The following is a 19276-nucleotide window of genomic DNA, read 5'->3' as shown; positions in this document are numbered from 1 at the left end:
GGTCGACGATGGGGATGAGACTGCACCTCGACAGTTCCAAGTGCGAGGCCCATGGTCTGTGCTATTCGCGCGCGCCGCAGCTCTTCGACAGCGACGACGACGGCAACGCCGTCCTCATCGATGCCGAGCCATCCGAGAAGGACAGGAACTTCGCGGAGCTGTGCGTCCAGACCTGCCCGGAGGGCGCGATCACGCTCACCGAGGAGTGACGGGACACCGGTCCGGGCCGTGACCGCGATCCCGACCTCGCCTCGGATGGCCCCCGCCTACTTCGTCACCGCCCTGGCCGATCACGATCCACAGGACAGCGCGTTCCATGCGGCGGTGCGCCAGCGGGCGGCGGCGACCGGCGAGCGGGGCTGGCAATCCGTCCGCGACGAGATGGCCGCCGCAACCGGGCACCTTCGCGAGGTCGGCCTGGAGAATCAGCCACCGATCCGAGTCCTCGACGGCCTCGCGATGGAGGTGGACGACTACCTCCGCACCCGGCTGGTCGAGTTGTGCGTCCACTGCACGGACCTCGCCGACAGTCTCGGTTGCGACCCGCCGGAGTTGCCCGACCAGGCGTGGTCCGAGGTCGCGCGGGTGGTGGGCGAAACGGCGATTCTTCGCAACGGACCCACGGCCTTCACTCTCGCGCTGTCGCGTCCCGGGCGCTTCGGCCCCGCTGCCGCCTTCTGAGAGTCGGGGTCGGCGTAGCCGTTTCGCCCTGCGGGCGCGTCGCGTGGTGGTCTGTACCGAGTACCGCGGGCACGGCCGGCATCACCCAGGGGGACACGATGGACATCGACGAGACACGCCTGCATGCGTTCATGGGATCTCTGCTCGGGGACATGGGTGGAGCCGTCACGGTGGCCATGATGTGCCTGGGCGAGGAGTTGGGCCTCTACGAGGCCCTCGACGGGCAAGGACCGACGACACCGGACGACCTGGCGGCGCGTGCGGGGTGCAACCCTCGCCTCGTGCGCGAGTGGGCCGACCAGCAGACCGCCGCCGGCTACCTCACCTATGAGGAGACCACCGACGCGTACGAGCTACCCGTCGAGCACGGTCTGGCTCTCGCGCAGCGCCAGTCACCGGCCTACGTCGCCGGCGGCGCGTGGCTGTTCGCTTCGATCTTCGCGGACCTCGACCGCCTCGTCGGAGCTTTCCGTGGTGACGGGGGTCTGGCGTGGGGCGATCACAACCCACACCTGTTCCGGGGAACCGCCGAGTTCCTCCGGCCGATCTATCAGCACAACCTGGTCGATGCCTGGATCCCCGCGCTCGACGGAATCGAGCAGCGCCTCCAGGCCGGCGTGTCCGTGGCCGACGTCGGCTGTGGTCACGGAGTGACGTCGATCCTGATGGCCCAGCGGTTCCCGGCGTCCACCTTCCACGGCTTCGACGTCCATCCACCATCGGTCGACTCGGCGCGTGAGGCCGCGGGAATCGCCGGTGTGGCCGACCGCGTGCACGTATCGGTCGCGCAGGCGGATACCTACGGCGGCACCTATGAGCTCATCTGCTTCTTCGACTGTCTCCACGACATGGGTGATCCCGAGGGCATCGCCCGTCACGCCCGCCAGCACCTCGACGAGGGGGGTTCGGTACTGCTCGTCGAGCCCTTCGCGCTCGATGCGCGCTCGGAGAACCATTCAGTGCCGACGGCCAAGATCTTCTACGGCGGCTCCACCGCCGTGTGCACGCCGGCGTCTCTCGCTCAGCCCGTAGGGAAGGCGATGGGCGCGCAGGCAGGCCCTGCGGCGATGAGGGACGTGTTCGCGCGAGCGGGGTTCTCGGTGTTCGAAGAGCGGGCGCGCACGCCCTTCAACGTGGTGTACCAGGCTCAGGTCTGACCCCGCACGACACTCTTACGCCGGCGCCTACTCTCCCGGTCGGACGGCGACGACGGCGCCCTCGCCGGGGTCTCCCTTCAGGAGCCGCAGAGCGAGTTGGCCGTTCGCCAATGTCGCCTGGCCTGTGGCTCCCCAACCCGTCGGGATGTCCACGATCCGCGTGTACGGACCGTAGGTCCACTCCTCGAGCAGGTAGTCCTTGCCGGCACCGGCGCGCAGGCGTGCCTCGATGCGGACATGGCCGGGAGCGATGAGGATCTCGACGTCATCGGGCATGACGCCGGGCAGGGGTGCGACGATGACGAGCGCATCGTCGGTCTCATACATGTTGACCGGGACGCGCTGGGCTGTAGCGGTGGCACCCTTCTCGGAGTTCGCCGCCCGCACAGCGGCGGCTTCGCTCAGATCGGGGCGGGCGGAGCTCTCGGTGGAGGGTCGGGTCTGTGTCGGTGTCATGTCCGCCGCATACCCGGCGAGCTGATTCCGCACACATGTCGCTGTACACGCTTCGTGTCGCCCTCGGGGCGACTGATCGGCCAGATCGGCGCCAGACTGGAGGCGATGGAGCAGGACACCGGCACCGACGAGTCGCGCAGCGACCCTCTCGACGCGTTCCGCGAGGCGAAGCGGACGGGATCGCCCGAGCTGCGCGACGATCTGGTCACCTCCCATGTTCCCTTCGCGAATCACATCGCCCGCCGCTACAGGGACCGGGGTGTGCCCGACGAGGACCTCCGACAGGTCGCGCTCGTCGGTCTGGTCAAGGCCGTCGACCGTTTCGACCCGGATCACGGCGCAGCGTTCACGACCTATGCGGGCCGCACGATCGAAGGCGAGATCAAGCGGTACTTCCGGGACAAGACCTGGACGGCGCGTGTCCCACGGTCGTTGAAGAACCTCAACGTCAAGGTCCGCCAGGCCCGCAGCCGCCTCGCGCTCGAGCTCGGCCGGACCCCTCGCACCGAGGACATCGCCGTGGACCTCGACGTCACCCCCGGTGAGGTGCGGGACGCGTCGGCAGCGGCCAATGCGTATTCGCCGCCGAGCCTGGACCAGCCGCGCCCGTCGGGGGACGGGGAAGCGACTTCCGCCGAGAATCCGGCCCTGCGGTCGGTGGATCGGGATCTGGAACGAACCGACGACCGGATCGTCGCCGAGGGGTTGGTGGACACGCTCGAGGCGCGCGAGCAGCGGATCGTGCGTCTCCGCTTCTGGGAGGGCCTCACCCAGCGCGAGATCGCGGAGAAGGTCGGGCTGAGTCAGATGCACATCTCGAGACTGCTGCGTCGCAGTCTCGAACAGATGAGGTCCGTCGCGCGTCGTGGTCGACGTCGTGGCCGTCCGAAGTCCGCGTAGAGAGCGGGCGCCGTCGGCCTAGGTGAACTCCAATCGGGTAACGCCTGTCTGGACGTCGATCAGGGCGTTGCGCAGCTCGGTCGAGCGGTCGTTGACGCCGGGGGTTCCGACAGCGAGCGCTTCGCCGTCGATGACCACGGTTCCGACCGACGCCACGACGGCCGCTGTCCCGGTCAGGGCGAGCTCGGCGGTCGGCCGGCTGATCCGGTCCCGGAGTTCGTCGACTGTCACGGTGCGTTCCTCGACGGTCCAGCCGCGTGCGACGGCGAGCTGCAACAGCGAGTCCCGCGTCACGCCGTGCAGGAAGCCGTCGGTGAGTGCGGGTGTCAGGAGCGTCTCGCCGTCGATCAGCACGACGTTGGCCGCCCCTGTCTCGGAGATGACGCCACCGGGGGCGAACAGGACCTGGTCCGCGCTGTCGGCGGCCCGCGCCTTCTCGATGACACCGAGGGCCATCGCGTAGTTCGCCCCGGTCTTCACTGAACCGAACTGGGGAGTGGTGCGCGGCATCGTCGTCTCGACGGTGACCGTGAGCTGTCGGGGTGGCAGGTAGTCGCCCACCGGGCATGCGAGCACGTAGAGGATCGCCGTCGTGCTCGGGTGAGCGGCGGCGCCGATGGTCTCATCGGTACCGAGCAGCGTCGGGCGCAGGTACAAAGAACCCGGTGGGTCGGGTGTGTCGTCACCGCACGCGGCGAGCGTGGACTCGATGAGTTCCGCAACGACCTCTGTGGTCGGCACGGGCAGACACAGACGCCTGGCGCTGTCGCGGAGTCGGGCCGCATGGCGGTCCGCCCGGAAAGCCACCACGGTTCCGTCCGGTTGGCGGTGGGCCTTGAGCCCCTCGAAACACGAGCTGCCGTAGTGGAGCGCGTGCGACCCGGGGTGAAGGCACAGCGTCTCGGACGACTCGAGCTGGACCGGCGACCACAGCGTGCCGTCGAAGCGTGTGGTGGCCATCGACGACGCGAAGACGCTGCCGAACGGAGCGCCGCTCATGATGTGACCGGGGAATGGGAGAAGTTCATCGGGAGATACTGGCTCATCGGGCCGGGCCCCGCCCGCGAGTTCGGCCCGAAGAATTCTGCCGGGCGTAGAGTTCGCCCTGTAGTGACGACGTGGGGGCGATGTGAATCCGATGGAAGCGCAGACGAGGGGACTGACCGACGTCGCGCTGCTGGAGCAGACCATCGACGCGAATCTCGCGCGGGCAGTGGCAACCTGGCCGGACCGCGACGCGCTCGTCGTGTGCCATCAGGAACTCCGGTGGTCCTACGCCGAGTTGGACCGCCGGGTCGACGAGCTCGCCCGGGCCCTTCTCGCAAGTGGTCTCGAGGCGGGTGACCGGGTCGGGCTCTGGTCGCCGAACTGTGCCGAATGGGTCGTGGTGCAGTATGCGACAGCGCGCATCGGGGCGATCATGGTGTGTCTCAACCCCGCCTATCGCGCTGTCGAACTCGAGTACGCCCTGAACCAGTCCGGTTGCCGCCTTCTCTTGGCGGCCCCGTCGTTCAAGGCGAGCGACTACGTCGCGATGTGGGCCGATGTCGCCGACCGGTGTCCGAGCGTCACCGAGGTGGTCTTCTTCGACTCGGCCAGCTGGGCCGAGCTTCTGGAGCGCCACGCGGCGGTGTCCTCCGAGGAGGTGTCCGCTCGGACGGCGACGCTCGACCCCGACGATCCGATCAACATCCAGTACACGTCGGGTACCACGGGACTGCCGAAGGGTGCCACCCTCACTCACCGCAACATCTTGAACAACGGCTACTTCGTCGGCGAGTTGCTCGGCTACACCGAACAGGACCGGGTCTGCATCCCCGTGCCCTTCTACCACTGCTTCGGAATGGTCATGGGCAACCTCGCCTGCACCTCGCACGGCGCCTGCATGGTCGTGCCCGACCAGTCCTTCGAACCGGTGAGCGTGCTGAGGGCGGTCCGGGACCAGCGGTGCACGAGCCTCTACGGCGTGCCGACCATGTTCATCGCCGAGCTGGCGGTCGCCGACTTCGACGCCTATGACCTCACCTCGCTGCGCACGGGGGTGATGGCGGGGTCGCCGTGCCCGACCGAGGTGATGCGCATGGTGATCGACAAGATGCACATGGACGAGGTGGCGATCGCATACGGGATGACGGAGACATCGCCGGTGAGCACCCAGACCCGATGCGACGATTCCATCGACAAGCGTGTCGGCTCTGTGGGTCGCGTCCATCCCCACGTGGAGATCCGCATCGCCGATCCGATCACCGGAGCGGTTGTGATGCGCGGTGTCGAGGGCGAGTTCCAGACCCGGGGGTACTCCGTGATGAAGGGCTACTGGAACGATCCGGAGCGCACCGCGGCGGCCATCGACGAGGACGGCTGGATGCACACCGGCGATCTCGCGGTCATGGACGAAGAGGGCTATGTCGCCATCACGGGCCGGATCAAAGATCTCGTCATCCGGGGCGGCGAGAACATCTCGCCGCGCGAGGTCGAGGAGTTCCTCTACACCCATCCGGCCATCGTCGACGTCCAGGTGATCGGCGTGCCTGACGACCGCTACGGGGAGGAACTGTGCGCGTTCGTGCGGCTGGGCGGAGGCGCCGCAGTCGATGCGGACACCGTTCGGGAGTTCTGCGAAGGCCGGATCGCCCACTTCAAGATCCCGCGGTACGTCATCGCCGTCGACGACTTTCCGATGACGGTCACGGGGAAGATCCAGAAGTTCAGGCTACGGGAGATGGCAGCCGCCGAGCTGGGGATCGAACCGGTCCGCTAGCTGGGGCGGCGCTGGTCAGCCCCCGAGCCAGACTTCGGCTCCTGCGTCGCCCGTGAGGCCACGGAAGGCGGCGAGGTTGAGAGTCCCGACCGCCAGCCCGAAGTCGGTGGAGACCATGGTGCGGCCTCCGGCGTTGAGCGTGTTGTCGAATCCGGTGGTCATCACATCGACGAAGCTCGGGGATTGTCCACCGGCTGTCGCGACGATGTCGAAGCCGTCCGGGGGGGTCGCCCGGTCGAGGCCTGAGACGTAGAGCAGCCCGTCGTGCTCGGTCATCTGCCAGATGTAGCCGGTGGTGGCCGATGCCTGGAGCCGCTCGAACCCGATCCACTCCCTGACGAGCGGATGGATGGCGTCCCAGTCCGCTTCGATGGGTGAGGGGACGGCGAGGTCGACGCCGTCGATCGCGTTGAGTTCGGTGTACAGCTGGAGAACTCGGGTGTTGTAGGCGCCCTCGCTGAATCCCGGCGGTGCCTGCGCGGGGGAGGGAACGTCGCTCATGCCGACCCCCCGGTCGCCGGAGGGTGAGCAGGCGGGATCGGCCGTGTCGGCCGCGGGGTCGCACGAGTTCCCCTGCAGCGGGTACGGAACTGAGGTCTCGGGCCCTGCAGTGAAGAACGTCGTGGCTGCGATCCCGGCGTCGAGGTCGATGGCCGCGTAGGAGGACGCGCTGCCGCCGATCGCGCCGAGGTCCGAGAAGTCCGCCGGAGTGTTGTATCCCGGCCACGGGGACCGGGACATCCCTGTGACGAGCTCCCACGTGCCATCCGGGTGGAGCCGGACGATCTCGCCGAGCCCCACGCCATCGCCACTCGAGGCCGCTGAACTGAACCCGATCCAGACGTCCCCCTGGTACTCCGTCATCCACCCGGCACCGGCGTTGTGGGGGCCCCAGTCGCCCGAGCGCACCCACGGTGGCTCGAAGGGACGCCCCGCTCCGGCGGAGATGAGCTTCTCCCAGCGGTTCTCCGCGCCGGCGCACGTCAACAGCGCGCATGGCCTCTCATTGACCCAGACCTGGGCGCCGGTCGTGTTGTTGACAGTCGACGCCACGAGGGTCTCGGCGTCGCCGTCGCCGTCGCGGTCCCACGTGGTCATCGAGAAGATCGCCTGGTTCGCGTCGTCGCCGAAACCGGGGTCGTTGATCTGGACCCAGGGCCTCGTCAACGGGTCGGCGTTCGCGAAGACGAGCGGCGGGGTCGGCGCGATGTCGGGGTTGGTGCTCGTTCCGATCGGGGATGTCACGAGCGTGCCGTCCAGGCACTCGAGCGCCCGGTAGCCGAGTTGATCGGTCGGGAGGCCCGTCAGGTTGACCTGACCGAACGTCTCGCCGTCGGCCGAGAAGAGAATGCGTGGGGCGATTCCGTTCGTCGTGACGAACAGGCGGCCGTCGCAGACCGTCATGGCGCGGTAGCCGAAGTCCTTCGGGAGGCTGGGCAATATGCCGAACAGTGGCACGAGCGGTGACCGGTACACCCGGGTCCAGTGGCCCTCGCTGCCGTCAGCGCCGCCGAAGTCGTACCGCCAGATTTCCGCGCGCCAGCGCTCGAGAACCTCTGGTGGTGATGTCGTGAGCGCACTCGACCTCGGGATCGTCCCGGTACCCACGAACAGCGCACCGTCGTAGTAGGCCATCGACCAGGCGAAGACCTGGAACTCGTTGCCGATGCCGCTCGGGACCAGCCCGGCGTCGCCGTCGACGATGTCGGTGAAACCACCGGTCGCCAGGGGCGTGAAGTCCCCGGGGCCGAGGGGGCCCTCCTCCGCGCCGCTCGTGGTGGCGCTCGCGAGGCCGACGGCCATCAGAGCCAGCACCGTGAGTGCGACCGGAAGCGAGGCTGATCTCGGCCGTAGCATGTGCCCTCCCAGAGCCATATGACCACTGTCCCGTACCCAGCGCCACGCTAGCCGACCGTCGTCGGGGGCTGCCAGAGGACCCGGCCGGTCCGCTAGGAGTCCTGTACGCCGCGCCAGGCCAACGTCCCGCCGTCGACGGTGACGCAGTTGCCCGTCATGAAGCTCGCGGCCTCGCTGGCGAGGAACAGGACGACCTCCGCGATCTCCTCGACGCGACCCAGCCGGTGGATCAGGTGGGTGTCGATCATCTGCCGCATCAGGTAGTCCCGCTGATCGTCGGGCGCGCTGTCGTAGTACTCCGAGACCATCGGCGTGTCGGTGTTCCCCGGCGAGTAGCACACGACCCGGATCGACTTCGGCGCGAGCTCCAGCGCCATCCCCCGGGTGAGCTGGATGACCCCCGCCTTCGACGGTCCGTAGGCCGACCCCATCGGATAGCCGACCATTCCGCCGATCGACGCGGCGTTGACGATCACGCCGCCGCCGGCTGCCTCCAGGAGCGGGACGGCGTACTTGGAACACATCCACGTCCCCTTCAGGTTCACGTCGATCACGCGGGTCCACGCGTCGTCGTCGAGCTCGTAGCTCGCCGCCTTCTCCGTGAGCTTGGTCTCGTGGATGCCGGCGTTGTTGTGCAGGACGTCCAGGCGGCCGTATTCGTCGGCGACCGCTGCCATGAGTGCGCGGACGCTGTCCGGGTCCGCCACATCGGTCTCGACGTGGAGGCACGAACCGCCGTCGGACCGGATCTCTGAGGCAAGTGCGGCGCCGAGCTCGGCGGAGAGTTCGGCGAGCACGACCGAAGCGCCCTCCTGTGCGAAGGCCAGTGCCGCGGCGCGACCGATCCCCTGTCCGGAACCCGTGACCGCGACGATCTTCCCGTCGAAACGCCCCATCTCATCCCCCGTCTCCGCGCCGCCCTCGGCGGCGGCTGTCGTGGCCGCCGACGTTAGTCGTCCGGTCACGGGAGTCGATTCGTCCTAGTGTCGGGTGGGTGGGAACACCGGATGATCTCGCTCCCCCGTCTCCGTACCGGTGCCCTGTCTGTGAGACCGACGTTCACGAGTGGGACGGCGGTCCAGCGGGGTCGACCGCAGCGGTGTGCCCGCACTGTGGGGCGGTGGTGCGCCACCGGCACCTCGCTCTGATCCTGGACCGGCTGGCGCCAGTCGTCTCCACGGCAAACGTCGCGCTCGAGTTCGGTCCGACGAAGATCGGCAGGCGGCTGTTGGAGCGGTACGTCGACGATCGCTACCTTGCCACCGACATCGGTCGGCACCGCGATGTGGACTTCCGTTCGGACGCGTGCCGGATGGGCCTGCGCGACGGCGCCGTGGACGTGATCGTCTCGTTCCACGTCCTCGAGCACATCCCCGACGACCGGACGGCCATCGCGGAGATGGCGAGGATCCTCTCGCCCGGTGGGGTCGCGTTGATCCAGGTCCCCTGGCGACGTGATCGTCCGACCGACGAGGATCCGACGGCGCCGCCCGAGGAACGCAGGCGCCGTTTCGGCTTCCCCGAGCACCTCCGGTTCTACGGCACCGACCTCGAGGACCGGTTGCGTGAGGGCGGTCTCGTGGTGCGCCGCTGGGATGCGGGCGCCTACCTGCCAGCGGACGTGGTCGAGCGGGCAGGTCTGCCTCCCGAGTCACCGTTATGGGTGTGCAGGCCGGCGAGGCGGCACGTTCCGGCGGTGACGACGTCTGGATCCTCCGGTCCGGGGGTGCGTTGGGACCGCCGGGCGTCGCGGTGGGTCCGGCATCGGGTCGCGCTTGTGGCTGAGCGTGCGAAGGCGGCGCTGACGGCGCGGGTCCGGGTTGCGCTGGGTCGACTGCGTTCGTACACCCGCACGTCGCCAACGGGAGGGCTCCGTGAGCATTGAGGACTTCACGATCGCCGTGTCCGACGAGGTGATCGACGATCTCCGTCGTCGCCTCGAGGCCACCCGCTGGCCGGTGGACTTCGCCAACGACGACTGGCGCTACGGGGTCGCGCGCGGATACCTCGAAGAGCTTGTCGCCTACTGGCTCGACGGATACGACTGGCGGGTCCACGAGGCGGCGATGAACGCCTACTCCCACCACCGGACCGTGATCGACGGGATTCCCGTGCACTTCATCCGCGAGCCCGGCGTCGGCCCGAACCCGAAGCCGCTCATCCTCTCGCACGGATGGCCCTGGACGTTCTGGGACTTCCAGAAGGTCATCGGCCCGCTCGCCGATCCCGGCGCGCACGGTGGCGACCCCGCGGACGCGTTCGACGTGATCGTTCCGTCGCTGCCGGGGTTCGGGTTCTCCACGCCGCTCACCGAACCCGGTGTCGACTGGATGCGTACCGCTGAGCTGTGGGACACGTTGATGCGCGACGTGCTGGGGTACGACCGGTATGCCGCCTACGGCGGCGACTGGGGTGGGCTGATCACCGCCCAGCTCGGCCATGTCCATCCCGACCACGTCTACGGCGTGCACCTCGGCGTGTGTTGCCCGATGACGTTGTTCGAGAAGGGCCTGCCGACCGAGGACGAGTACGCGGACCACGAGAAGCACCGTTTCCACCACACCGCGCAACGGATGGCAGCTGTTGCGACCAGCCACCTCGTGGTCCAGAGCGACGACCCTCAGACCCTCGCCTATGGACTGCACGACTCGCCGGTCGGTTCGCTCGCGTGGATCCTCGAGCGCCGCACCCACTGGAGCGATTCAGGCGGCGACCCCGAGGCCCGATTCTCCAAGGACGACCTCATCACGACCGCGATGCTGTACTGGGTCACCGACTCGATGGTCACGTCCATGCGGTACTACTGGGAGGCTCAACACAACCTGTGGCAGCCGTCGCATGACCGCGAGCCCGTCGTCGAGGCGCCGACGGCGATCACCCTGTGGCCCCAGGAGCTGATGTTGATGCCGGAGGCGCTGATGCGCAGCTTCTACAACCTGACGCGTCTGACTGAGATGCCCTCCGGAGGGCACTTCCACCCGATGGAGGAGCCCGAACTGCTGATGGGCGACATTCGGGCGTTCTTCCGGGACCTCAGCTGAGTCACGGAGCCGGGGAGGGTGTGCCCGTGCCTCAGAAGGACCGGGGCATGCCCATCGACATGGCGATCTGATTCCGGGCCATCTCGTTGGTGATGGGCGCAATCCGGAAGATGCGGACATCGCGCCAGTACCGCTGAGCCTGGGTCTCGGCCGAGTAGCCCATGCCGCCGAGGATCTGGAAGTACGTGTCGGCAGCGGTGAAGGCCTCCTCCGAGGCGACGACCTTCGCCATGTTCGCCTCGGTCCCGCACGGCAGGCCCTCCTGTTGCATCCACGCGGCGCGGTAGGTGAGCATCTCGGACTTGGCCTGCCCCATGGCCATGTTGGCGAGGTGATGCTGCATCGCCTGGTACGAGCCGATCGGGTTGCCGAAGGCGTGGCGGTCGAGAAGGTACTGCCGCGCCTCCTCGATGCATCCGTCGATGATTCCGGTGCACAGCGCAGCGAGCATGATCCGCTCGTTGTTGAGCGAGGTGAGCATCTGGTACCACCCGCGACCCACCTCACCGATCACGAGATGGTCGGGGACGAACACGTCGTCGAGGAACACCTCGCACGAGCTCATGCAGCGGAGGCCGACCTTGTCGATCGGCCGGGCCGTGTAGCCCTCTGTGCCCGTCGGGACGAGGAACGACGTCAGGCCCCGTGAGGGCTTGTCCTCGTCGGAGGTCCTCGCCAGCAGGACCAGGTAGTCGGCCGTGTCGGCCATCGTCGTCCAGATCTTCTGACCGGTGATCGACCAGCCGCCGTCCACCCGGCGGGCGCGTGTGCGCATCGCGCCGAGCACGTCGGTGCCTCCGCCCGGTTCGGTTACTGCGATGCCGAGGCGGTTCTCGCCGCGCGCGAGCCGGGGGAGGATCTCGGCGCGGGCCTCGTCACCCGCGTACTCGGCGACGGTCTTCGCGCAGAACGAGGAGGTACCCCAGATCCAGGTGAGCCCGGAGAGGTTCTTCGCGAGCCCGCGCGCGAGGAGCATCTGGGTGGTGATGTCGGCCCCCCCGCCGCCGTACTCCTCGGGGAGGCTCAGGGCGTGGAACCCGGCCTCGCCCATCTTGTCCCACATGGCCTGGGGGAACTCGTGCTCCCTGCGCTCGAGCTCGAGCGCGACGTCCTTGGGGAACTCCCGGTCCACCCAGTCGTGGACCATGTCGAAGAACATCTGCTGCTCGTCGTCGAGTTGGAAATCCATCGTCGAAGCGTGTCACGTCCCAACGGCGGCTGCACCAGCCGATGGCGCCCTGCGTCAGGCAGGCGCCGCCGCACGCATGCGGGCGGAGTAGCGCGTGTGTGAGGTGAGGGCGATGACGACGACGGCGATGCCGACACCCTGGCCGGTCGTGATCGACTGATCCAGGAAGGCCCATGCCATGAGCGCGGCGCCGACCGGTACGAACAGCTGGAAGACGCCCAGCACGGCGAGCGGAAGACGGCCGTTCGCGAAGTTGATGAACATGTGTCCGAATCCGACGATGAAGCCGAGCGCGGTCATGCGGAGCCATTCCTCGCCGTCGGGTGGGACCACGTCCTGTCCGGAGATCAGCGCGATGGGAGCGATGGTGAGTCCCGCCCAGAACAGCAGACCGGTCATGAAGACGTCGGTGTCGAGCGTCGCGCGCGCCCGCTTGCCGAAGATGAAGTAGCCCGCTGACACGACGGTGGCTCCAGCAGCTATCAGGTCACCGCGGATGTCCGCCGTCCCTCCGGAGTCGGCCGACAGCACCATGACGGTCGCGCCGCCCAGTGCGAGGGCGATCCACCCGAGATCCGGCACGCCGATCCGTTCGGAGAACATGAAGCGGGCCGCGATGACGAGCGGCAACGGCTGCATCACCGTGATCAGGGTTGCGTTGGCGACCGAGGTCAACTGGACAGCGCTGAAGTAGAGGGCCGTCGCCCCTCCGAAGCAGATCCCCGCGCGGGCGGTGAGCCGCAGCAGAGTCCAGCTATGGCGGTGTCGGCCAGCCGTGATGGCTGCGAAGACGACCGCCGGGATCCAGAGGCGCCACAAGGAGACAGCGAGCCCCTCGAGGCTCGCTCCGGCGACGAGCACAGGTGTGGCCGACGCAAGGGTCATGCCGACGGCGAGGGCGCCGACGCTGATGGCGGCCGCGCGTGCGTCGACGACGGCGGCCTTCGGTTGCATCGGCCCCTTCGGGGTCTGGTCGGCGGCCGTCACCGCCCACGACACTAGCTGTCTGATCGAGACACTTCGCCGGACTTCTGTGCGTGCGTCAGTCGAGCTGTGTGGAGAAGGCGGTCAGTATGTCCGTGGCCACGGCGGCGCCTTCGTCGGCGCCCATCCACTCCTCGAGCTCCTCGGCCGTGTCGGCCAGTCCCGCGGGTCCGAAGGATGGCGAAACGTTGATGGAGATGATGTTGGTCCCGTCGTGGGCGATTGCCTGATACACGTTGGCTGTGGAATGGCCGTTGTCCCGGTCGACGAAGCTGCGGAAGTAGGCGGCCAGTACCGTCCGACCGGCGAGCTCGTCGGAGCCGATCTCCTCGACCAGGTCCGGGTTGTCGATGTGGATGAGGGGAAGGAGGCTGCGGATGTTCGAGCGTTGCCCCTCGCCCGGCTCTGACGCGAGATCGAAGCAGATGAAGGGATCGCAGTCCTGGAAGGTCACGCGGGCCGACAAGGCGACCGGCCCGGCGGGGTTCTCCTCGACGTACTCGACGCGGGCGTTGCCGAACTCGGTGACCGTCGGGTTCTGGAGTGTGTAGCCCTCCACCTCGATGCCGACGAGCCGTTCGAAGTCGACGTCGGTCCACGCCTCGCCCGAGGTGTCCTGCCCGGTGCTCTCACCTGATGCGCCTTCGGAGGAACCGTCACGACCACCACCGTCGTCGCTGCATGCGCCTGCGACGAGGAGGGCGAGGATCGCCACGAAGAGGGCGACCGTGGACCGGGTATCGAGCCGCTTCACCACCATGGCCGTGGAAACTAGCCCCGCCGTCGGGCGGACGCGAGTCGTGGCGGGAGCCGTCGATCCACCGGGGCGGCGCTGCGATCGCACGCTCGGGTCACGAGAGAGTTACACAATGAAAAAGCGAACCCTCATGTTCCTGGCAGCGCTCCTGGCACTCGTCCCGCTGGCCCTCTCGCTCGGCCTGGACGCGTTCGGGTGAGAATCCATGACGCGCCACGCCTGATGATGCCGGCCGCGCTGCTCGGTGGGTTGAACGCCGTGCTGGTGGTTCTCTTCGTCAGCTCGTAGCGGCTTCGGGCCGCGGTGGCCTTCCGTTGAGGATCGCGGATATCGACGCGAGGGAGAAGACCGACAGCGCCGGGAGGTAGCGCTTCAGCGGGTCCCCGACCTTGATGTGCATGCCGACGGCGCCGGCCATGAACATGGCGAGGCCGATCGAAGCGGGCCGGACCAGCCGCGGCGCGGCGTGCCCGGCCAGGAGCAGGCCGGCGAGAGTCACCTTCGCGGCGCCGACCGCGTACATCGTGTTCTCGGAGAGCCCGTACTCCTCGAACTCCTCCTTCATGTTCTTCGCGTCCCCACCTCGATAGCCGGTGTCCTTGTCGAATCGGTTGAACCACACGTTCAGAATCCAGAGCGCAGCTGCTGTCTGCGCCAGCTTGCCGATCACCTTCATGAGTTCTTGGCCCTCCGGTGGATGCTTGGCGCGACTCTACGGGATGGCGTCCGAAGCCCGTGCGTCGGAGGCGGGACCGTGAACGGGCAGGGCGGCGTCAAAAACGCATATCCAAGGTGGAACTGGATCAGCCCATCCCGATCCTAGATGTCAAGCCATCGACGGCTCGACGGCAGGTCGCGTCACGCGGGCACCCGAGGGCTGTAGCCGACGTTTCGCTGTGGACTCACCTGCCAGGACCCGGATGGGAACTGGCTGTTGGCCAACACGGCGCCAGCATCTGATCCGTAGCCGGCATCGCGGCCTGGCGCCGAGCGCGTTCTTCGTCGGCGAAGGTTCCAGCACGGTCAGGGTCGGGACTGCGGAGCCCGCTGGAGGTGTTCAGCGAGGCGCAGAGCGAAGGCCGTGATGGTCATGGTCGGGGGACTGAAAGTCCCGCGACAGAAGACCGAGGCGCCCGCGACGAACAGATTGTCGACGCCGTGGACCCGGCAGTCCCCGTCGGTCACACCGTCACGGGGCGAGGTGCTCATCCGCGTCGTGCCCATGTGATGCCAGTACGTCGATCCCCGCTCGCTGAGGACCTCCAGAGAGGTCGGCTCGGCACGGATCCGGGTGGCCCCGACCGCTTCGAGGTACCGCAGCGCCTGGTGCTGGCCCACCTCGAGGGTGCGGGCGTCCACGTCATCGAGCCGCCAGTCGATGGCCGCCCGGCGACGGCCCAGGCGGTCACGGTCGTCCACGAGCACGACACGGGAGGAGCGATTCGGCGCCTGCTCGATGCGGTGATTGAGGACGAACTCGCGCCCGGCGCCGAGATGGTGCACGAGCGAGCGTGCCGCGTTCAGAGGGTCGCCGGCGGCACGAGCTGCTGCGCCGGCGACGGTGCGGGCCGAGCGGCGCCCGTCACGTGAAGCCAGCTGGGATATGGCCCGTCCCCCTGTCGTCGTCGCCTCAAGAGGTATGAGACGACAGAAGTACTGAAAACAGCCGGCCTGGTCCGTTATCGCTCGCGGGGCGGTGAGACACGTGGTGAAGCCGCTCGGGGCGACAGCGGGCATCACGAGGTGCCTCGGCACGTTCCCGTCGAAGCGGACCCGCCCCGACTCGAGGTGTGGATGGTCCGCGAGACAGCGGCCGAGGAGGCCCGATCGGTTACCGATCCCACCCGCAGACACGTCATCGGAGTCCAGCAGCAGTCGGGCGTTCTCCACGGCCCCGCACGCCAGGACGTACCGGCGGGCGCGCACCGTGAATGGACGGCCGCTGGCCGTCCCGACGTCGAGGCCACCGACATGATCCCCGCCGGGGTCGAGGCGGATCTTCGTCGCCACGGCGTTGAGCAGGACCTTCAGTCGCCCTGCGTCGGCGAGACGCCGGCCGAGGATGTCCGGGAACGACCGCTTCCCAACAGGGAGGATCGCGAAGAGATCCGTCCCGGCGAGCTCCGCCCGGATCGGCGCTGGCGGGAGCCCGACGCCGGCTAGTCGTCGTTCGACGGAGAAGTCTGCGCGTGTGAAGCCGAGCAGAGCGATCGCCTCGTCGATCCAGGGCGCGATGTCGTCGTGGGTGATCGGCCAGCTGGCGAGCGGTTGTCCCGGCACCGGCGCGAAGTCTCTGTCCGTGACCGGTCGGCAGAACCCTCCGTACTCCCAGGTCGTGCCGCCGAAACGGTGGCTGCGGCACTCACTGACGTGGTGGTAGGGCATGCCGACGTTGGTCGCGTCGAACAGTTCGGTCGTCCACGGTTCGGGTACAAGGTCGCCGGCCTCGAGCAGGAGTGTGTCGTGGCCGGTCTCGGCGAGTCGGACGGAGAGCACGATGCCCGCGGCACCTGCACCGACGACGCACACGTCCGTGTCGATGACCCGGCCCCCGTCGAGTTCCCGGGCGTCGCCGAACTGATCGGCGTGTGTCACCGGCCTCGGGGGACCGCGCGTCGCAGAACCTCGAGCGGGTCCCGGACAAGATGATCGACCTCTTGCAAGAGGCGCCTCGGTGTGGAGGCGACCGTCTGCCGCCGCCAGGTCGGGTACCTGGACGCGTACCGGGCCTCGTACCAGCGGAGGAGATCGGGACACGCCGCTTCGACGACGGCCCTGGTCCTCGTGCTCACGGGGCGAAAGACGCGGTGTGGGTCGATCCGGGTCGTGGAGACGTTCCCGCCGCCCCATGCCGTGATGTAGGTCTCGTCGAGAGCCGCCAATGTCCTGGCATCCTCTTCGATCTCGTCGAGATGCCGGCTCATCGTCCACGCGTCAAGCGTCAGCCGGGGAGCGACGGGCCGCAGGGCGTCGACAGCGACAGCGGGTTGCAGGACGACGTCCTCGTAGCACACGACCGCGTCGAAGCTCGCCCGGGCGGCGAAGGTCTCCTCGAGCCGGGCGAGCTTGGCGTCGATCGGGCCACCGTCGGATGCGTACGGCTTGCGGCACAGCGAGGCGACGGTCTGACACGGGTGACGTAGGACCAGCACCGTTCGATCGGGCCGGAACGAGCAGAGATGGTCGTCGAGTGTCCGATCGGCCGCCACGGTCGCCTTCGCGACGACACGACGGTCCGGCGGAAATACCCCGGCCGGCATCGCCACCTGCCCGCAGAACACATCGGGTACCGCGAGCGTGGTGTGGTCCTGGGACAGCAACACCACGACCAGCGTGGCGCCGCTCGATTGCATGCCGAACACGAGCAGGCGCTCGTTCTCCGCTCCCACAGCGCGATCGTACGCGGCTGGCGGAGGGACCCCTCCCGACCTGCCGTTCGGACTCCGTGACTGCGGCGAGACGCTGCTCGTTCTTCGCGCCGAGATCGGGAAGCCGATCGACCGCACGGACGCCGCCGTCGTCATCGGCCAGGAGCCGGTGGCCGACGGGCCGTGTGCCTCGTGGAGCTGATGGGACTCTCTCGAAAAACCCACTCTCGGGGCCTGACGGCAAGCCCGGAGGACGAGTCGACGACTGGGCAGCGTCGGCTGCGGTCGGGACGGATGAGGATCGAACCATTGGCCCGCTCGAAGACCCACGGTTGGGTGTTGCGTAACTGAGGTCAACGGCCTATCGACCGATGGGCAAGAAGGCGAAGCGAATCCCTGCCGTTTCTGGACGCGCTTCGCACGCCGCACAGGGCTCCGGGCGGGGACGGCGTTCCCAGGCACCTGGACCGCCTCGCCCCCGAGCGGCACTCTCGGGGCAGTGTCCCCGGCACGCCGCGTTGCTGTTTCGCCAGCCCTTCGGGCCCGCGGAACACACCTGGGACGGACGGGCAGCTGCCCGAGTCGGCTATGGCCCTGAAACTGCTGGAGTCTCGACAGCGACGAGGCGCAGCGACGCAGTTCAGGGCAATACGACGAGCTTTCCGGTGGCGCGGCCGGCTTCCATGTCGGCGTGGGCTTGGGCGATCTCGTCAAGTCGGTAGGTGTGGTGGATCGGGACGTGGGCCTCACCGGCGGCCACGGCGTCGAGGAACTCCTGAAGCACTGCCGGTGGGAGGTCGCTGGCGTCGCCTCCATAGGCGGTGAGACGCACCCCCCGGGGCAGGTAGTCGATCGGGTAGAAGTCGGGGACGGTCCACTGGTTGGAGAGCATGCCGGTGAAGCACACCACTCCGTGGACGCGTGTGGCCCGGAGCGTGTCCGGCAACGTCGACGTGCCGACCAGTTCCAAAGCGGTATCGACTCCTCCGGGGACGATGCGCCGGACCTTGGAGGCCACGTCGCCGTCGTCGATCAGCGGATGCTGGACACCGATCGCGTGCAGGGCTTCGATCCGATCGGGGTTACGGGTCGTGGCCAGCACAGTCATGCCGAGTCGCTGCGCAAGCACGGCGGTGGCCATCCCGACCGAGGAGGTGCCACCTCGAATCAGGATCGACTGGCCCGATTTCGCGTCCAGCCCGACGGTGAGCGAACCGTGTGCAGTCTGCAGCATCTCGGGCACGGCACCGAGCGTTGCCCAGTCGAGGTCGCTGGTGAACGGAACGGTCTGTTGAACCGGGACGCAGGTGTACTCGGCGTATCCGCCGTCGAAGGTTCGACCCATTCCGCCCATCAGTGCAGCGACCTGGTCACCGGGTTCGAGCTCGCCTCCGGGACAGTCGACGACGACGCCGGTCGCCTCGATCCCGAGCACGCGGGGGAAGACGACACCTTCGGCCATGCCGAGCCGCGTGTGGAGTTCGGAGCGGTTCAGTCCGAACGCCTTGACTTCGATCAACACCTGCCCGGGGACTGGCGCGTTCACGGGTACGTCGCGGATCTGCAAGGCCTCGGGTGGTCCAGGTGCGTCGAGCACGACAGCGCGCATCGAAGCCGGAACCTCGTTCATCGTGTCCCCTGTTCGTCGGCGAGGTGGTGTCGCACAGCCCGAAGGGTCGCGGCGAAGGCGGCGAGTTCTTCGGGTGGCACTGCGGCTCCGAGCCTGCACTCGAGTTCGTGCTCGAACGACAGGCGAGCGGCGGCGAGTCGGCGACGTCCCGCTCTCGTCAGCTTGAGCACCGACGAGCGGGCGTCGGCGGGATTCGGCGTGCGATCGCACCAGCGCGCCGCCTGGATGCGGTCGATCAGCTTGCTGGTGCCCCCGACCGTGATCGACAGCGCCTGGGCGATGTCGGCGACGCGGCACTCGGGAACCCGATCGATGACCTGAATCGGCTCGAACCACGACAGCGGCAGGTCGTGATCTAGTGGTGCGTCGTTGAAATAGCAAGGTGGGTTATGGTGGCAGTATGCCGGTGATGGTTGCTGCTGCGTTGAAGGTCTCCGACGCCGATCGGGTTGCGTTGGAGCGGATGTCTCGGTCGTCGTCGTTGCCGCACCGTCG

General features: G+C 68.1%; 19 protein-coding genes. 7 read left to right on the top strand and 12 right to left on the bottom strand.

The window, feature by feature from the left end; translation table 11 throughout:
* Positions 1-14: 14 nt before the first annotated feature.
* The 3 genes from RIE08_09950 (at position 15) to RIE08_09940 (ending at position 1838) form a co-directional block, all read left to right on the top strand.
* Entirely contained in the window at positions 15-209 is a 195-nt protein-coding gene (locus RIE08_09950) for a ferredoxin (GenBank protein ID MEQ8717920.1), read from the top strand.
* Between the two features lie 46 nt (positions 210-255).
* A complete protein-coding gene (locus RIE08_09945) occupies positions 256-681 on the top strand; it encodes a hypothetical protein (GenBank protein MEQ8717919.1) in 426 nt (141 codons plus the stop codon).
* A gap of 98 nt (positions 682-779) precedes the next feature.
* On the top strand, positions 780-1838 hold the full coding sequence (locus RIE08_09940; protein MEQ8717918.1) for a class I SAM-dependent methyltransferase: 1059 nt from the start codon (positions 780-782) through the stop codon (positions 1836-1838).
* A gap of 27 nt (positions 1839-1865) precedes the next feature.
* On the opposite strand, the gene RIE08_09935 is transcribed toward RIE08_09940, so the two are convergent.
* Positions 1866-2294, bottom strand: a complete 429-nt coding sequence (locus RIE08_09935) for an Hsp20/alpha crystallin family protein (GenBank protein MEQ8717917.1) — start codon at positions 2292-2294, stop codon at positions 1866-1868.
* Between the two features lie 105 nt (positions 2295-2399).
* Between RIE08_09935 and RIE08_09930 the strand changes: the two genes are divergently transcribed.
* Complete coding sequence (locus RIE08_09930) at positions 2400-3194, top strand: SigB/SigF/SigG family RNA polymerase sigma factor (protein ID MEQ8717916.1); 795 nt, start codon at positions 2400-2402, stop codon at positions 3192-3194.
* Positions 3195-3212: 18 nt separating this feature from the next.
* Here RIE08_09930 and ilvE read toward each other — a convergent pair whose 3' ends face one another.
* On the bottom strand, positions 3213-4193 hold the full coding sequence (gene ilvE / locus RIE08_09925) for a branched-chain-amino-acid transaminase (GenBank protein ID MEQ8717915.1): 981 nt from the start codon (positions 4191-4193) through the stop codon (positions 3213-3215).
* Between the two features lie 139 nt (positions 4194-4332).
* On the opposite strand from ilvE, the gene RIE08_09920 reads away from it, so the two are divergent.
* A complete protein-coding gene (locus tag RIE08_09920) occupies positions 4333-5955 on the top strand; it encodes an AMP-binding protein (GenBank protein MEQ8717914.1) in 1623 nt (540 codons plus the stop codon).
* Positions 5956-5970: 15 nt separating this feature from the next.
* Here RIE08_09920 and RIE08_09915 read toward each other — a convergent pair whose 3' ends face one another.
* Together RIE08_09915 and RIE08_09910 are read right to left on the bottom strand one after the other, a co-directional pair.
* The gene (locus RIE08_09915) at positions 5971-7758 is read right to left on the bottom strand and encodes a hypothetical protein (protein MEQ8717913.1); all 1788 of its coding nucleotides are present in this window, start codon (positions 7756-7758) and stop codon (positions 5971-5973) included.
* Positions 7759-7904: 146 nt separating this feature from the next.
* Positions 7905-8777: an SDR family NAD(P)-dependent oxidoreductase gene (locus tag RIE08_09910; GenBank protein ID MEQ8717912.1), complete on the bottom strand. Its 873-nt coding sequence runs from the start codon at positions 8775-8777 to the stop codon at positions 7905-7907.
* Positions 8778-8932: 155 nt separating this feature from the next.
* Here RIE08_09910 and RIE08_09905 point away from each other — a divergent pair, with 155 nt between their 5' ends.
* Together RIE08_09905 and RIE08_09900 are read left to right on the top strand one after the other, a co-directional pair.
* Entirely contained in the window at positions 8933-9697 is a 765-nt protein-coding gene (locus tag RIE08_09905) for a class I SAM-dependent methyltransferase (GenBank protein MEQ8717911.1), read from the top strand.
* Entirely contained in the window at positions 9687-10853 is a 1167-nt protein-coding gene (locus tag RIE08_09900; GenBank protein MEQ8717910.1) for an epoxide hydrolase, read from the top strand. Before RIE08_09905 ends, RIE08_09900 begins: the two co-directional genes overlap by 11 nt.
* A 31-nt stretch (positions 10854-10884) precedes the next feature.
* On the opposite strand, the gene RIE08_09895 is transcribed toward RIE08_09900, so the two are convergent.
* The 8 genes from RIE08_09895 to RIE08_09860 form a co-directional block, all read right to left on the bottom strand.
* Positions 10885-12042, bottom strand: coding sequence for an acyl-CoA dehydrogenase family protein (locus tag RIE08_09895; protein MEQ8717909.1), 1158 nt, complete (start codon positions 12040-12042; stop codon positions 10885-10887).
* A gap of 54 nt (positions 12043-12096) precedes the next feature.
* Positions 12097-13029, bottom strand: coding sequence for a DMT family transporter (locus RIE08_09890; protein ID MEQ8717908.1), 933 nt, complete (start codon positions 13027-13029; stop codon positions 12097-12099).
* Between the two features lie 55 nt (positions 13030-13084).
* Complete coding sequence (locus RIE08_09885) at positions 13085-13786, bottom strand: hypothetical protein (protein ID MEQ8717907.1); 702 nt, start codon at positions 13784-13786, stop codon at positions 13085-13087.
* 274 nt (positions 13787-14060) lie between these two features.
* Positions 14061-14459: a DoxX family protein gene (locus tag RIE08_09880; GenBank protein MEQ8717906.1), complete on the bottom strand. Its 399-nt coding sequence runs from the start codon at positions 14457-14459 to the stop codon at positions 14061-14063.
* Positions 14460-14806: 347 nt separating this feature from the next.
* Complete coding sequence (locus tag RIE08_09875; GenBank protein ID MEQ8717905.1) at positions 14807-16378, bottom strand: GMC family oxidoreductase; 1572 nt, start codon at positions 16376-16378, stop codon at positions 14807-14809.
* Positions 16375-17172 carry a hypothetical protein gene (locus tag RIE08_09870; GenBank protein MEQ8717904.1) on the bottom strand — a complete coding sequence of 266 codons (798 nt, stop codon included), beginning with the start codon at positions 17170-17172 and terminating at the stop codon, positions 16375-16377. Before RIE08_09870 ends, RIE08_09875 begins: the two co-directional genes overlap by 4 nt.
* Before the next feature lie 619 nt (positions 17173-17791).
* Positions 17792-18781, bottom strand: a complete 990-nt coding sequence (locus RIE08_09865) for a zinc-binding alcohol dehydrogenase family protein (GenBank protein ID MEQ8717903.1) — start codon at positions 18779-18781, stop codon at positions 17792-17794.
* On the bottom strand, positions 18778-18951 hold the full coding sequence (locus tag RIE08_09860) for a hypothetical protein (protein MEQ8717902.1): 174 nt from the start codon (positions 18949-18951) through the stop codon (positions 18778-18780). Before RIE08_09860 ends, RIE08_09865 begins: the two co-directional genes overlap by 4 nt.
* Positions 18952-19276 lie beyond the last annotated feature (325 nt).

It is taken from the genome of Acidimicrobiales bacterium, assembly GCA_040219085.1.
Lineage (GTDB): Bacteria > Actinomycetota > Acidimicrobiia > Acidimicrobiales > JAVJTC01 > JAVJTC01.
Note: the sequence above shows the minus strand (reverse complement) of the source record. Positions and strands in the feature narration are given on the sequence as shown.